General features: G+C 61.9%; 12 protein-coding genes and 3 pseudogenes. 4 read left to right on the top strand and 11 right to left on the bottom strand.

Annotated elements, in window-relative coordinates; translation table 11 throughout:
• Window positions 1-99: 99 nt before the first annotated feature.
• From AAHM40_RS22985 to AAHM40_RS23005, 5 genes are all read right to left on the bottom strand, one after another.
• Window positions 100-1608, bottom strand: a complete 1509-nt coding sequence (locus AAHM40_RS22985; protein ID WP_342246740.1) for a CoA-acylating methylmalonate-semialdehyde dehydrogenase — start codon at window positions 1606-1608, stop codon at window positions 100-102.
• Between the two features lie 105 nt (window positions 1609-1713).
• Window positions 1714-3417 (bottom strand): AMP-binding protein, encoded by a 1704-nt coding sequence (locus tag AAHM40_RS22990; protein WP_342246741.1) that lies wholly within the window; start codon window positions 3415-3417, stop codon window positions 1714-1716.
• Window positions 3418-3652: 235 nt separating this feature from the next.
• A complete protein-coding gene (locus AAHM40_RS22995; protein ID WP_342246742.1) occupies window positions 3653-4915 on the bottom strand; it encodes an OprD family porin in 1263 nt (420 codons plus the stop codon).
• A 138-nt stretch (window positions 4916-5053) separates the two neighbouring features.
• Window positions 5054-6703, bottom strand: coding sequence for a cation acetate symporter (locus AAHM40_RS23000; RefSeq protein ID WP_342246743.1), 1650 nt, complete (start codon window positions 6701-6703; stop codon window positions 5054-5056).
• Window positions 6700-7029: a DUF485 domain-containing protein gene (locus tag AAHM40_RS23005; RefSeq protein WP_342246744.1), complete on the bottom strand. Its 330-nt coding sequence runs from the start codon at window positions 7027-7029 to the stop codon at window positions 6700-6702. Before AAHM40_RS23005 ends, AAHM40_RS23000 begins: the two co-directional genes overlap by 4 nt.
• A gap of 473 nt (window positions 7030-7502) precedes the next feature.
• On the opposite strand from AAHM40_RS23005, the gene AAHM40_RS23010 reads away from it, so the two are divergent.
• Window positions 7503-8459, top strand: coding sequence for a LysR family transcriptional regulator (locus AAHM40_RS23010; protein WP_342246745.1), 957 nt, complete (start codon window positions 7503-7505; stop codon window positions 8457-8459).
• Between the two features lie 30 nt (window positions 8460-8489).
• On the opposite strand, the pseudogene AAHM40_RS23015 reads toward AAHM40_RS23010, so the two are convergent.
• Window positions 8490-8744, bottom strand: a pseudogene (locus AAHM40_RS23015) (hypothetical protein); the annotation flags it as partial.
• Here AAHM40_RS23015 and AAHM40_RS23020 point away from each other — a divergent pair.
• Window positions 8706-8954: pseudogene (locus AAHM40_RS23020) on the top strand (IS5/IS1182 family transposase); the annotation flags it as partial. The pseudogenes AAHM40_RS23015 and AAHM40_RS23020 sit on opposite strands and share 39 nt — an antisense overlap.
• A 50-nt stretch (window positions 8955-9004) precedes the next feature.
• Here AAHM40_RS23020 and AAHM40_RS23025 read toward each other — a convergent pair.
• Window positions 9005-9445 (bottom strand): winged helix-turn-helix transcriptional regulator, encoded by a 441-nt coding sequence (locus tag AAHM40_RS23025; protein ID WP_342246746.1) that lies wholly within the window; start codon window positions 9443-9445, stop codon window positions 9005-9007.
• An 88-nt stretch (window positions 9446-9533) separates the two neighbouring features.
• On the opposite strand from AAHM40_RS23025, the gene AAHM40_RS23030 reads away from it, so the two are divergent.
• Entirely contained in the window at window positions 9534-10388 is an 855-nt protein-coding gene (locus AAHM40_RS23030) for an SDR family oxidoreductase (RefSeq protein ID WP_342246747.1), read from the top strand.
• A gap of 199 nt (window positions 10389-10587) precedes the next feature.
• A pseudogene (locus AAHM40_RS23035) lies at window positions 10588-10674 on the top strand (Crp/Fnr family transcriptional regulator); the annotation flags it as partial.
• Between the two features lie 146 nt (window positions 10675-10820).
• Here the strand turns inward: AAHM40_RS23035 and AAHM40_RS23040 are convergent.
• The 4 genes from AAHM40_RS23040 to AAHM40_RS23055 form a co-directional block, all read right to left on the bottom strand.
• Window positions 10821-11792, bottom strand: coding sequence for a CorA family divalent cation transporter (locus AAHM40_RS23040; RefSeq protein ID WP_342246748.1), 972 nt, complete (start codon window positions 11790-11792; stop codon window positions 10821-10823).
• A 42-nt stretch (window positions 11793-11834) separates the two neighbouring features.
• Window positions 11835-12020, bottom strand: a complete 186-nt coding sequence (locus tag AAHM40_RS23045) for a hypothetical protein (protein WP_342246749.1) — start codon at window positions 12018-12020, stop codon at window positions 11835-11837.
• Between the two features lie 206 nt (window positions 12021-12226).
• Window positions 12227-12463, bottom strand: coding sequence for a hypothetical protein (locus AAHM40_RS23050; RefSeq protein WP_342246750.1), 237 nt, complete (start codon window positions 12461-12463; stop codon window positions 12227-12229).
• Between the two features lie 74 nt (window positions 12464-12537).
• A complete protein-coding gene (locus AAHM40_RS23055; RefSeq protein WP_342246751.1) occupies window positions 12538-13986 on the bottom strand; it encodes a mannose-1-phosphate guanylyltransferase/mannose-6-phosphate isomerase in 1449 nt (482 codons plus the stop codon).
• Window positions 13987-14028: the final 42 nt, after the last annotated feature.

The following is a 14028-nucleotide window of genomic DNA, read 5'->3' on the forward strand; positions in this document are numbered from 1 at the left end:
TGATCAGGCCGACACGTTCCTGTACCGAGACCAGCTGGGTTTCGTATTCCTTGGTGTTTGTCCTGGCGGGCCGGCGCGCCGGGCGCCGGCCCGGTGGGATCATTTCAGGGTGATGGTGGTGTTCACCGCGCCGCCGACATCGTCCTCGTCGAACCAGCGCTGGGTGATGGTCTTGGTCTGGGTGTAGAACAGCACCACTTGCTTGCCGTAGGGGCCGAGGTCACCCAGCTTGGAGGCGCGGGAGCCGCTGAAGGAGAACAGCGGGACCGGCACCGGGATCGGTACGTTGATGCCGACCTGGCCAACGTCAATCTCTTCCTGGAAGTGACGCGCGGCGGCGCCGGAACGGGTGAAGAGGGCGGTGCCGTTTCCGTTCGGGTTGGCGTTGATGAAGGCGATGGCCTCATCCAGGCTGGCGGCATTCACCACGCAGAGCACCGGCCCGAAGATTTCTTCGCGGTAGATGGTCATTTCCGCGGTCACGCCGGAGAAGATGGTCGGACCGACGAAGTTGCCGTCCTCGTAGCCGGGCACTGTCGGGTTACGACCGTCCAGCACCAGCTTGGCGCCTTCCTCGATGCCGGTGGCGATCAGGCCGCTGATGCGGTCCAGCGCGGAGCAGGAGACCACCGGGCCGATGTCGGTGCCCGGCTCGATGCCGGCATTGACCTTGAGGGTCTTGGCCTTTTCCACCAGGTCCGGCAGCCAGTTCTGCGCCTCGCCTACCAGGATCACCACCGGCAGGGCCATGCAGCGCTGGCCGGCTGCGCCGAAGGAGGCGCCCAGCAGGTTGTTCAGGGTCTGCTGCTTGTTGGCGTCGGGCAGGACGATGGCGTGGTTCTTGGCGCCCATCATGCATTGCGCGCGCTTGCCGTTCAGGGAGGCGCGGTTGTAGACGTGAGTGCCCACCTTGGTGGAGCCGACGAAGGACACGGCCTTGATGTCCGGGTGGTCGCAGATGAGGTTCACGGCATCGACGCCGCCATGGATCACGTTCAGCACGCCTTTCGGGATACCGGCTTCCAGCGCCAGTTCAACCAGGCGCATGGTCACCAGCGGGTCCTGCTCGGAGGGCTTGAGGACGAAGGTGTTACCGCAGGCGATGGCCATGGGGAACATCCACAGCGGGATCATCGCCGGGAAGTTGAACGGGGTGATGCCAGCGCACACGCCGATCGGTTGCAGTAGGGTGTAGGTGTCTACGCCATTGGCCACGTTATTGGCCAGCTCACCCATCTGCAGGGTGCCGATGTTGGCGGCGTGCTCCACCACTTCCAGGCCACGGAAAACATCGCCCTCGGCGTCCGGCAGGGTCTTGCCCTGTTCGGCGGTGAGCAGGGCAGCCAGCTCCTTCATGTTTTCGCGGATCAGCTGCTGGTACTTGAGGAAGATGCGGGCGCGGGCGCCGATGGGGGTCTTGCGCCAGGTCTTGAAGGCTTCCTGGGCGGCAGCGACGGCGGCATTCATTTCGTCCTGGGTGGCGAAGGGTACGCGAGCCAGGACTTCCTGGGTGGCCGGGTTGACCACGTCACGCCATTGCTGGGTCTTGGATTCGACGAATTCGCCATTGATGAGCAGCTTGACGCTGGGAACGCTGGAAGAAGTCATTTACGGGTCCTGCCTGCTTTCGTTGGGTCGAGTGAGTCCCCTCGGTGCCAGGCGCCGAGCGGTCGGGTTTTCGGTCGGGAGGCCGGCGTTGGTGCCGGCCGGTGGTCAGCCCTTGAGTTGCGGGAAGTCTTCTTCGAAGTACTCCTGCTCGCCCCGTGCATCGCTTTGGCGGCGCTGCACTTCCATCTGCCGCAGTTCCACCCGGCGGATCTTCCCGGAGATGGTCTTGGGCAGTTCGCGGACGAACTCGATGCGGCGCACCCGCTTGTAGGGCGCCAGGTGTTCGCGAGCGAAGGCGAGGATGTTGCAGGCCAGTTCGGCGTTGCCGGGCTCGTCATGGGCCAGGATCAGGAAGGCCTTGGGCACCGCCAGGCGCACCGGGTCGGGGCTGGGCACGATGGCCACTTCCATCACGGCGGGGTGTTCGATCAGGGCGCTTTCCAGCTCGAAGGGGCTGATGCGGTAGTCCGAGGCCTTGAACACGTCATCGGCGCGGCCGACGAAGGTGATGTAGCCCTCGTCGTCGATCTGCGCGGTATCGCCAGTTCGGTAGTAGCCGTCGCGCATCACTTCGGCAGTTTTCTCCGGGCTGTCCTCGTAGCCGAGCATCAGGCCCAGCGGGCGTACATCCAGGGGCAGGGCCACTTCGCCTTCGTTGCCGGGTTGGCCATCGGGGTCGAGCATGGTCACCCGGTAGCCCGGCAGTGGTCGACCCATGGAACCCGGTTTGAGCTTCTGGCCGGGGGTGTTGCCGACCAGGGCGGTGGTTTCCGACTGGCCGAATCCGTCACGCAGCCACAGGCCCCAGGCGTGATGGATCTGCTCGATGATTTCCGGGTTCAGCGGCTCGCCGGCCCCCACCAGTTCCCGCAGGCGCAGGCGGCCACGGTAGTTGGCCAGGTCCTCCTGGATCAGCATGCGCCACACGGTGGGCGGCGCGCAGAGGCTGGTGATGCCATAGCGTTCCAGCACTCCGAGCAGGGCCGGGGCGCTGAAGCGCGAGGTGTTGTGGATGAAGATGCACGCACCCGCGTTCCAGGGGGCGAATAAGCAGCTCCAGGCATGCTTGGCCCAGCCCGGGGAGGAGATGTTCAGGTGCAGGTCGCCGGGCTGCAGACCGATCCAGTACATGGTGGAAAGGTGGCCGACCGGGTAGCTCTGGTGGCTGTGGAGGACCATCTTCGGCTTGGAGGTGGTGCCGGAGGTGAAGTAGAGCAGCATCGGATCGGCGGCGAGGGTTACGCCATCGGCCTCGAACTCGGCGGAGTATTCCAGGGCGGCGCTGTGTGGAATCCAGCCCTGGGCGTCCTGGCCGACGCTGATGCGGGTGCAGCCTTCGGCCAGACCGTTGAACTTCTCCAGGTTGGCGCTGCCGACCACCAGGTGGCGGACATGGCCGCGCTCGATGCGGTCGCGCAAGTCCTCGGGGGTGAGCAGGGCGGTGGCGGGAATCACCACGGCGCCCAGCTTGAAGGCGGCCAGCATGGTCTCCCACAGGGCGATGTCGTTGCCCAGCATCATCAGGATGCGCTCGCCCCGCTGCACGCCTTGGGCACGCAAGTGGTTGGCGACGCGGTTGGAGCGTGCGGCCAGTTCCTCGAAGCTGTAGCGGCGCTCGCTGCCGTCTTCTTCGACTATCCAGAGCGCCGGCGCCTGGTTGCCCTTGGCCATGTCGTCGAAGTAGTCGAGGGCCCAGTTGAACTCGACCAGTTGCGGCCAGCGGAAATCACGTACGGCGGTGTCGTAGTCGGTGCGGTGGGCCAGCAGGAAGTCACGGGCGGCAAGGAAGGGGAGGCTGTTGGGGGTCATGGTGCGTGCCCTTGATTGTTTTTGTCGGGTCTTTCGGCCTATGGCCGGGTTGGTGAGTTGAGTATAGGTGGGCGCAAATAAAATAAGAACGCGCATAAAAACCGATGCGATGTGCAAAAAAGCCATACCAATGACGTAGCAAGGGACTGCTGAAATGCAACCGGGCCGCGACCAAAACTTCTGGTGGCGGCCCGGCTTGGGGCGACTGCAAGTTAGCGCCAAGCGCTGCTTGTCCTTACCAGAGTGGCAAGGTGTAGCTGAGGATCAACCGGTTCTCGTCGAGGTCGTTGCCGAAGTTGGTCGAGCGTACGGTGGCGTTGCGCCATTTCACGCCGAGGTTCTTCAGTGGTCCGCTCTGCACCACGTAAGCGATGTCGGTGTCGCGTTCCCACTCCTTGCCATCCTCGCGCCCGGCGCCCAGTTCGACATCGTCGCCCGAGAGGTAGCGGGTCATGAAGGTCAGGCCCGGAATGCCCACAGCGGCGAAGTTGTAGTCGTAGCGGGCCTGCCAGGAACGCTCCTCGCGGTTGGCAAAATCGCTGATCTGCACGAAGTTCACCAGGTAGGCGTCGCTGCCGTTGACGTAGGCGAAGCCGGTGTCGCCGCTCATGCGCTGGTAGCCCAAGCCGATGGCGTGGCCGCCCAAGCCATAGGTGAACATCGCGCCGAAGGCCTTGTTATCCACATTGCTGCCACCGTCGTCGGTGGATCGGGCGAAGCGCAGGTCGCTCTTCAGGCTCTGGCCGTCACCCAGCGGCAGCAGGTGGTTCAGGGTCAGGTAATGCTGGCGGTAGAAGTCTTCGAGGCGGCCGTAGCCGTAGCCGGTCGTGAGGGCGTCGTTCCACTTGTAGCTGAGGTTGGCGAAGTCGAAGGCGTCGCTGGTGGTCTGGCGTGCGCGGATGTTCTTTACGCCGACGGTGGTGATGCCCATGTCCTCGTAGTCGGAGGAATCACGCTGGTTGACCTGAGTGAGGCGTCCGGCATCGAAGGTCAGGCCGTCGATCTCCAGGGAGTTGAGCTGGCCGCCCTCGAAGGTCTGCGGCAACAGGCGCGAGTCGTTGGCCAGCAGCACGGGGACTTTGGGCATCAGGGTGCCGAGCTTGAGGGTGCTTTTCGAGGCACGCAGCTTGGCGGTCAGGCCCAATTCGCCGTATTCGTCCTGGGCACGCTTGGGGGCTTCTCGGTCGCGCTTGAGCAGGCCGGATCCGGCGCGGTCTGGGCTGGAGTCCAGCTTCACGCCAAGCAGTCCGATGGCGTCCAGGCCAACGCCGATCTGGCCTTCGGTGAAACCCGACTCATAGCGCAGCAGGAAGCCCTGGGCCCATTCCTCGGCCTTGGCCTGGGGTGCGTTGTCCTGGCGGAAGTCGCGGTTGAAGTAGAAGTTGCGCAGCTCCAGGCTGGCCTTGCCGTCCTCGATGAAGTCCGCCAGGGCGGGGGCGGACAAGCCGAGGGTGCCGCCGACGAGCAGCAGGCTGGAGGTGAGGGTGTGGCGATTCATGGAGGCCTCTTGTTGTTTTTAGTGGACGAGCGAATCCGTATCGGCCCGAGCGCCGGTAACGGGGTGAGTCGGAATTGAAAAGGGGCACGCCCCAAAGGAGCGACGGGCGTGCCCGCTAACCTGTCTGCGCGAGACGCGTCAGTGGTTGCTGGCGGCGGCGGCCCCCAGGCCGGTCTGGGCGCGCACGAACTGGTCGGCGTAGGCGGCGCGTTCGCGACTGGCGCGGGCGCTTCGGTCGAGGTTGGAGACGACGACTATCACCAGGAAGGCCAGTGGCATGGAGAACAGCGCCGGTTGGTCATAGGGGAAGATCGCCTCGGCATGACCGAGTACCCCGACCCACACCGCGGGCCCGCAGATCACCAGGGCCATGGCGCTGACCAGGCCGGTGAGGCCGCCGCAGAGGGCACCACGGGTGGTCAGGCCCCGCCAGTACATGGCCATGATCAGTACCGGGAAGTTCGCCGAGGCGGCCACGCCGAAAGTCAGGCCCACGAGGAAGGCGATGTTCATCTGCTCGAAGAGAATGCCCAGGCCTATCGCGACCAGGCCGATGGCGACGGTGGCAATGCGCGACACGCGCATCTCGTCCTTCTCGCTGGCGCGGCCTTTCTTCAGCACGGTGGCGTAGAGGTCGTGGGAGATGGCGGAGGCACCGGCCAGGGCAAGGCCCGCGACCACGGCGAGGATGGTGGCGAAGGCCACGGCGGAGAGGAAGCCGAGGAACAGGTTGCCGCCTACCGCCTGGGCCAGGTGCATGGCGACCATGTTGCCGCCTCCGACAATGGCGCCGCCCAGCTTGCCGTCGACGAAGTACTGAGGATCGGTGCCGACGATGACGATAGCGGTGTAGCCGAGCACGCAGACCACCAGGAAGAAGAACCCGATGAACAGGGTGGCGAAGAGCACCGAGCGACGCGCCTCCTTGGCGTTGGGCACGGTGAAGAAGCGCATGAGGATGTGCGGTAGGCCGGCGATGCCGAACACCAGACCAAGCGACAGGGATACCGCACTGATCGGGTCTGCCAGCAGGGAACCGGGACCCATGATCTTCGCACCGCTGGCGTGAACGGCGACAGCGCGCTCGGCCAGCTCTTCGAAACTGAAACCGAACTCGCTCATGGCCATCAGCACCAGGGTGGTGCCGCCGGCCAGCAGCAGGACGGCCTTGATGATCTGCACCCAAGTAGTGGCGATCATGCCGCCGAAGATGACATAGACCAGCATCAGCACGCCGACCACCACCACGGCCAACTGATAGTCCAGGCCGAACAGCAACTTGATCAGTTGGCCGGCGCCGACCATCTGCACCACCAGGTAGCAGCACACCACGGTCAGCGAGCCAATCGCGGCGAAGCTGCGCACACTCACCTGGTCCAGCCGGTAGGAAACGATGTCGGCGAAGGTGTACTTGCCGAGGTTGCGCAGGCGCTCGGCCATCAGGAAGGTGACGATGGGCCAGCCGACGAAGAAGCCGATGATGTAGACGAAACCGTCGTATCCCTTGGCGAATACCAGGCTGGACAGCCCCAACAGGGTGGCCGCCGACATGTAGTCGCCGGCGATCGCCAAGCCGTTCTGGAAGCCGGAGATGCCGCCGCCGGCGGTGTAGAAGTCGGCGGCGGAGCGGGTGCGGCGGGCCGCCCACCAGGTGATGGCCAGGGTGGCGAGGACGAAGACGAAGAATATACCGATGGCATGCAGGTTGAGCGGTTGCTTCTGCGCTGTGATGGTGTCGGCAAAGCTGCTCAGCGGTGCCAGGGCGAGGAGGGCGAGGAGGGCTTTCATGCTTGGCCCTCCGCGAGGATTTCCGCGCTCAGTGCATCGAAGCGGGTGTTGGCGTGGCGCACGTACCAGGCGGTCAGCAACCAGCAGAGGATGATGATGGCCGCGCCTACCGGGATGCCGCGGCTGAGGTGACTGCCCTCATAGAGTGGCAGGTGCAGCCAGCCGGGTACGAAGGCCACCAGCATGATGAACAGGTAATAGATCGCTAGCACCAGGGCGCTGAGGGACCAGGCGAGGATTGCGCGCTGGCGGGCCAAGCGCTGGAACTTCGGATTGGCCATGATGCGCTCATAGGCCGGGGAGTGGGGGGAGTGGTGAGGTGTCATATCGGGCTCCGCTTTAGTTGTTGTTGTCGTGCCTTTCGCTGCTGCCTTTTTTTGGCCATGCAGCATTCCCGGCAGCGCCCCTGGGGGCGTCGCCAAGTTCTTCGTCATTGCTCGAAATTTGGTAGTCGTTACTGACCGTCGCCCCCTCCTGGGGCCTGCAGTCGGTGGACGCAATGGGAGGGTTCGGCGTGGCGGCCGTGGTCCGAACGGCCGGCCGTGGGTTGGGGAATGGGGAAACTGAGGGCGGCCCGGCAGGCGCTGGTCATCCTTGATGGGAGCGCCGGGAGTGCGGCGCTCTGGCAAGGCATGCGCCTGGCATGAAGGCCGGGAATCAGGCATGTGCTCATGCTCTTAGCCCTGAGTTCTTGTCGGTTGAGGGGCTGACACGGCCGCGAAGAAAACACTTGGCCGTGGGGCGATGGCTGTGAGTATATGTAGGTATTCATCCACTAATGAACAGGCAAAAATCCCTGATGGACATGCAAAAAAATTCCAGGCTCGATCAGGTGAAATGGGATGACCTCCGATTCTTCCTGGAAGTAGCGCGAACCCGCACGGCAACCGCTGCCGCCCGGCGCCTGGGGGTCGACTACACCACCGTATCCCGGCGCGTACGCGCCCTGGAGCAGGCGCTTGGCGCGCTGCTGTTCGAGAAGTCACGGGCCACTGGTTTCGTCCTCACGGTGGAGGGCCAGCACCTGCTGGGCCACGCCGAGACGCTGGAGAGCACATTGCAGGCGGCGTGCGAGCAGGTTTCCGGCACGCGACTGGGGCTTTCCGGTCATTTGCGCATCGGCTGCACCGAAAGCTTCGGTTCGTACTTCGTCACGGCGCAGATGAGCCGCTTCCTGGAGCGCTATCCGCATATCTCCGCCGACATCCTGCCGGTGCCGCACTTCGTCAACCTTTCACGTCGCGAAGCCGACATCGCCATTACGCTGGAACGGCCCGAGCGCGGCCCTTATGTCTGTTCCAAGCTGGCCGATTACCGTCTACGCCTATACGCCTCACCCGAGTATCTGGCGGCGCATCCGCCTATCGAAACGCGTGACGATCTGGCCGGGCATCCCTTCATCACCTACGTCGAAGACCTGGCCTTCAGCCCCAAGTTGCTGTACCTGAACGACCTGTTGCCCGGCGCCATGAGCCAGTTGCGCAGTACCAGTGTCATCGCCCAGTACCAGGCCGCCTTGCAGGGACGGGCGCTGGCCATCCTGCCGTGCTTCCTGGCCGGACCCGACCCGCGCCTGCGCGAGGTCTTGCCGGAGCAGGTCGATGTCATCCGCCAGTTCTGGCTGTCCTACAGCGAGGATCTGCGCAAGCTAAAGCGCATTACCTTGGCCGCCGAATACTTGCGCGCCTGCGCTGACCTCAACAGCCCGCTGCTGATGGGCGAGGCCGCGGAGATGCGGTACCTGCCGGCCGACTGACGTCGCGAATGCTTGCCGTAGCGCCAGGCCAGCGGTGAGCTGACTGTAGCCACCGCCGTAACCCTCGGCTTTGATTTGCGCCAGCAGCAAGTCGACTTTAGGCGCCTGCTCCAGCATTGCGTGAAAGGCACTCAGTTTGTTGAAGACCGCGCGGCGTTGGTACATCGGCTGCTTGGCCTCCGGTGCCTTGACCCACTTGCGAGTCGTGTTGCGCTCCAACCCGGTGTGCGTGGTTATCTCATGCCGCGAGTGATCCGAGGGCCAAACAATAGAAGAACAGGGCAATGGCGCTCAGAACAAGGTGATCTGTTTACTGTGGCGCCAGCCCCGACCGGCTTCGTGGTGATGCCTAAGCGCTGGGTGGTGGAGCGGACTCATGCCTGGAATGAGAGGGCTCGGTGACTGATCATGCACCACGACCGACTGCTCGCCGTGAGCGAGGCGTGGGTGTGGCTGGCCGAGGCACACATATTCGCACGCCGACTGACGACATGATTTTGTCTACACCCTCCTAGGCCTCCGTCCAGATGAACCAAGGGCCCATATCAAGACTGGCGGATGGATATCTTTTTGTCAGAAACGATGTTCAGTGCTTCTCGTTCACGCCGAAACTGCATGATTTCGGGCAATCTTTCTTCAATCCAGTCAGCCAACACCTGGACATGCGCCGCTACTTCCTGACCAAGTGGCGTCAGGCTGTATTCCACATGGGGCGGTACTACGGGAAGCGAGTATCGTGCCACGAAGCCATCCCCCTCTAGTCCTTGGAGGGTCTGGGCAAGCATCTTTTCGCTGACGCCGCCAATCTTTCGGCGCAGGTCGCTGAATCGATGGACCCCGTCTACCAGGATGATCAGCACGAGCACGCCCCAGCGGCTTGTCACGTGCTTGAGTACTTCCCGCGACGGACATTCAGCACTCAGCAATTCTCCGCGCCTTGCTTGCGTAGAGAAGGCGGTGAGAGGTGGCTCATCTTGCGTTTTCATCATACTAACCTTTATGTATGTACTTACTTTTAGTTTGTTAGTGGGGGTATGGTGACGCCTCCACTCCGACTAAACAAGGTGAAAACTGATGATCGCCATTACGGGTGCCTCTGGACAGCTCGGCCGATTGACTATTGAGGCACTACTGAAGCGCCTGCCGGCTTCGGAAATTATTGCCCTCGTCCAGGATCCGAAAAAGGCTGAAGACCTCGCCGAACAACGCATCGGGGTGCGCCAGGCTGACTACAATCGGCCGGAAACTCTCCGGGAGGCTCTGGTTGGGGTTAACCGATTGCTGTTGATTTCTTCCAGTGAGGTGGGGCAACGAGCCGCGCAACACCGCGCAGTGATCCACGCTGCGAAGCAGGCAGGTGTCGAGTTGCTGGCCTATACGAGTTTGCTTCATGCCGATAAATCAGCGTTGGGCCTTGCGACTGAACATCGAGATACGGAACAGGCCCTGAGAGAATCGGGTATTCCACATGTCCTGTTGCGTAATGGCTGGTATCACGAGAACTACACCGCGGGTATCCCGGTCGCTCTGGAGCATGGTGCGTTGCTGGGTTGTGCCCAGAATGGCCAGATCGCTTCCGCCGCCCGCGCTGACTATGCCGAAGCGGCAGCTGTGGTGCTCACCAGTCAGGACCAGGCGGGACGCGTCTACGAGCTGGCCGGAGAGCCCGCATACACGCTCACCGAATTTGCAGCTGAGGTAGCGCGTCAAGCAGGCAAGACGGTCGTGTATTCGAATCTATCTGAGTCCGATTACCGAACTGCACTGATCAATGCAGGCCTTCCGGATGGTTTTGCGGCATTGCTGGCGGACTCTGATGCAGGGGCAGCCAAGGGGCATTTGTTTGATTCCTGTGGCGACCTGCGCATGCTGATCGGCCGTCCAACCACCCCGATATCGAAAGCCATTGCGGCAGCAATCGGCGGTTGAAACAGTGTTTCTGGCTTCTGAGTGAGGTCCGGGAGGACAACCCGGGCGTCCCGTGCCCCTCAAGATGTGGCGGGTAGTGGCCTAACCCGCTGCCGCTTGCCCGGCGGGGCGCACTCTATTGGATGACTATCAGCTTCCTGGTGCCGGCGTCTTGTTGGGGGCCAAACAGTGCGAGGGCAACGGCTCAAGGATGAGTTCAATCAAGTACTGTCGCGGGCATATCACCGTGCTGGACCGCCCCAAACTCGAGGAGTTGAGTTGCGAGTGTCACGCCGTCGTCAGATAAGAGACCGACCGTCTTCTACCTTACGCGCTCCCAATTCAGCTCAAGAAACAGGACGAGCACTTTAGAGTGGCGTACGGCTAGCCTATGTCTGCTCCGGAAACCTGTTCTGTCCCTTTCTGAGTGGGCACGCCAATAAACGCCCTCAATTAGCGCAGCCATCCTTTACGTTTGATGTATACAAGCGGAAGAATCGCTGCCGTCAGTGTCAGCCCCATCGAATAGATGAAACCGTACTCCCACGAAAGCTCTGGCATTACGGCGAAGTTCATGCCGTAAAAGGTGCCCACCAATGTCGGAGGAAGGAAGACCGCAGTGATAATCGTGAAGATCTTGACGATCTGATTCTGCTTGACGTTGAGGATATTCGTCACGCCGTTTTGCAGGTAGCGGACTTTTTCGTGTTCGAAATAGGCATGCTCCTTCACCCCTGCAACGTCGGCGGCAAGTTCGTTAACAACTGCCTGTAATTCCGCTTCGCTGACGTTATCGACCTCGCCACTGAGATAGCGCACAGCGCGCGCAAGCGACAACAGCGCTTCGATGCACAACGAAATCAATTCTTCTTTTTCGTTGAGGCTACGCATCGTTTCGATCAGGTCCGGCACACCGAGCTCTTTACCACTGGAGTCGTAGCCATCGGATATTTCATCGATTTCCTCGGTACTTTTTTCTAGTTCGTCAGCTATGCGGTCGATGACGGCGTCAGCCCCATCGTTGGCCATCTGCAGTAATACGCGTAGCACTCCTTTCGGACTGTGGGTACTGGCAGGTTTGCGATGCAAGCGTTGCAGAGCGACTTCGAAGGGACGGAAGTCCGCATCATCGGAGAGGATTGCTACCACCTGTTCGCCCAGCGCGAAGGTCACATCTCCAAAACTAGGAGTTCCGTTTCCACCCAGCGCGAGCAGCTTGGAACGCATATACAGAAAATTACCGTCCTCTACGACACTACTGCTTTTAGGGGCAGTTTCAATGCCAAAACGCCGCTGCAGACTCGTACTCTCCTCGGTCGTGGGTGCGTTGACCTCAAGCCAAACCACCTCACTGTCATGTTCTGCCTGGGGTAGCCCCTGGACGATGGAAAGTGATGCGTGATTCCTCAGAATGCTTCGGATCATCTTTGAGTACTCATGCGCTTGGCGGTATGTGGGCAAGTACTCTTATCTTGCCTTTGATTTTTGCGTGGTATGGGAAGGCGAAGTCGATGATGTTGTCGTCTCCTGCTCAGACGGTTGCGTGTAGTGCACCACCGACATGACTATGGCGAGCAACAGGTACAGGGCGATCACCGCTACGATGACTTCGTTCTCAAGGCTATTGCGACTTGGTGGGTGATTCTTTCCCATGGCAAGCTCCTGGACTCGCCTCTCAGAATGGCGAAAGGCTCCCATATCGACAGAGTAGCGCTCGCTGCCAGCGAAGGTTGAATCGGGCATCAGCGGTGGGTATTTCTGGGGGGACAAGAGACTCAAGAGACAGCAGAAACCATCGGGCTGAGCAAGGGCGCGAGGATATGTGTTTTGCAGGCGGCTGACCTCTGGCGGCGATCCGCTCACAGTCCCATTACCGGCTCGGTCTCCGGAGCTGGCAGCAGAAAGAAGAACAGTCCCTGAGGTGGGGCGACCAGTGTGTCGGTGATCTTGATGCTGCTGCCCTTGTGGCGCTTCTTCTTGCTGTCTTTGTCCTCGGCGAGGAGATCACCGTTGGAGACGGCGATGTCCAGCGCCTGCTTGACCCGCGACTCGTCCGCCATCGTGTAATTGGCCAGCGCAACCTTGATGCAGCCCACCACTGGGTTCTAGGTCATTTCCATCCATTCGATGCTGGTCTGCGTACTCAGGACACCGTCAGTTCTGTCGCGCGTCAGGGCGGGCCGGGTAGGTCGGGCAGTTCGACGTGTTCCTCACTGCGGCCGTAGACATCGTCCAGGCGGGTGATGTCATCTTCGCCAAGGTAGCTGCCGGTCTGCACTTCGATGAGCACCAGCGGAATCTTGCCGGGGTTGCTCAGCCGGTGGACCGACGCAATGGGGATATAGGTGGACTGGTTCTCGGTAAGCAGGAACACCTTGTCGTCACAGGTGACCTGGGCGGTGCCGGAGACCACGATCCAGTGCTCGGCGCGGTGATGGTGCATCTGCAGCGAGAGCTGGCCGCCGGGGTTGACCGTGATGTGCTTGACCTGGAAGCGCCCACCGGTATCGACCGAGTCATAGGAGCCCCAGGGCCGGTAGACCTGGCAGTGGTTCTCGGTTTCGCTGCGCCCCTGTGCCTTGAGCCTTTCGACCAGTTGCTTGACCTCCTGCACGCGGTCTTTTCTGGAGATCATGATGGCATCCTTGGTTTCCACCACGACGATACCTTCCAGGCCGATCACCGAGACCAGCTTTCCGATGCCATGCACCAGGCAGTTGCGGCTGTCCTGGAGTACCACATCGCCCTTGATGACATTGCCGTCGGCATCTTTCTCGTGCACGTCCCAGATCGACGCCCAGCAGCCGACGTCGCTCCAACCGGCGTCCAGCGGCACCACGCAGGCGCGCGCCGTCTTCTCCATCACCGCATAGTCGATGGAGTTTTCCGGGCAGCTGGCAAAGGTGGTTTCGTCTATCTCGATGTACTCGCCGTTCCGCTTGCTGTGTTCCAGTGCCTGCTGGCAGGCATCGTGGATCTCGGGGGCGTGCTCCTTCAGTTCCTCGAGGTAGCGGCTGGCCTGGAACAGGAACATGCCGCTGTTCCAGAAGTAGTCGCCGGATTGGACGAACTCCCTGGCGCGTTGCGCATCGGGCTTCTCGACGAACTGGGCGACGCGACTGACCCCCTCCGGCAATTGCGCGTCGGGCTCGGAGCGAATGTAGCCGTAGCCGGTTTCCGGCCTGCTCGCCGGCACGCCGAACAGCACCATCTCGCCGTTCTCGGCGGCGTCGCTGGCAAGCGCCACGGCTTGCTGGAAGGCCTCCTGGTTTTCCAGCACATGATCGGAGGGGAGCACCAGCAGCAGTTCGTCGCGGCCGTCGTTGCTCAGTTGCATGGCGGCGATGGCCACCGCCGGCGCGGTATTGCGACCGAAGGGTTCGAGCAGGATCGCCTGGGTGGTGAACTTCAGTTCGGCGAGCTGATCCTGGACGATGAAGCGGTGGTCTTTGTTGCAGACCAGCAAGGGTGCCTGCATGCCTTCGAACGCCAGGCGCTGCAGCGTCTGCTGGAACAGCGTGTGCTCGCCGGTGAGGACGAGGAATTGCTTGGGGAATTGCCGGCGCGATAGCGGCCAGAGTCTCGAGCCGCAACCACCTGACAGAATGACGGGGATCATGGGGTCTCTCCTGTTGTGAACTTGAAGTTGTTGCATGGCCTC

The organism is Pseudomonas sp. OTU5201, assembly GCF_038440135.1.
GTDB lineage: Bacteria > Pseudomonadota > Gammaproteobacteria > Pseudomonadales > Pseudomonadaceae > Metapseudomonas > Metapseudomonas resinovorans.

What these genes read in the sequence shown, in the direction of transcription:
- AAHM40_RS22985 (WP_342246740.1), bottom strand. Translation starts at nt 1,608, where the DNA reads ATGACTTCTTCCAGCGTTCCCAGCGTCAAGCTGCTCATCAATGGCGAA.
- AAHM40_RS22990 (WP_342246741.1), bottom strand. Translation starts at nt 3,417, where the DNA reads ATGACCCCCAACAGCCTCCCCTTCCTTGCCGCCCGTGACTTCCTGCTG.
- AAHM40_RS22995 (WP_342246742.1), bottom strand. Translation starts at nt 4,915, where the DNA reads ATGAATCGCCACACCCTCACCTCCAGCCTGCTGCTCGTCGGCGGCACC.
- AAHM40_RS23000 (WP_342246743.1), bottom strand. Translation starts at nt 6,703, where the DNA reads ATGAAAGCCCTCCTCGCCCTCCTCGCCCTGGCACCGCTGAGCAGCTTT.
- AAHM40_RS23005 (WP_342246744.1), bottom strand. Translation starts at nt 7,029, where the DNA reads ATGACACCTCACCACTCCCCCCACTCCCCGGCCTATGAGCGCATCATG.
- AAHM40_RS23010 (WP_342246745.1), top strand. Translation starts at nt 7,503, where the DNA reads ATGGACATGCAAAAAAATTCCAGGCTCGATCAGGTGAAATGGGATGAC.
- AAHM40_RS23025 (WP_342246746.1), bottom strand. Translation starts at nt 9,445, where the DNA reads ATGAAAACGCAAGATGAGCCACCTCTCACCGCCTTCTCTACGCAAGCA.
- AAHM40_RS23030 (WP_342246747.1), top strand. Translation starts at nt 9,534, where the DNA reads ATGATCGCCATTACGGGTGCCTCTGGACAGCTCGGCCGATTGACTATT.
- AAHM40_RS23040 (WP_342246748.1), bottom strand. Translation starts at nt 11,792, where the DNA reads ATGATCCGAAGCATTCTGAGGAATCACGCATCACTTTCCATCGTCCAG.
- AAHM40_RS23045 (WP_342246749.1), bottom strand. Translation starts at nt 12,020, where the DNA reads ATGGGAAAGAATCACCCACCAAGTCGCAATAGCCTTGAGAACGAAGTC.
- AAHM40_RS23055 (WP_342246751.1), bottom strand. Translation starts at nt 13,986, where the DNA reads ATGATCCCCGTCATTCTGTCAGGTGGTTGCGGCTCGAGACTCTGGCCG.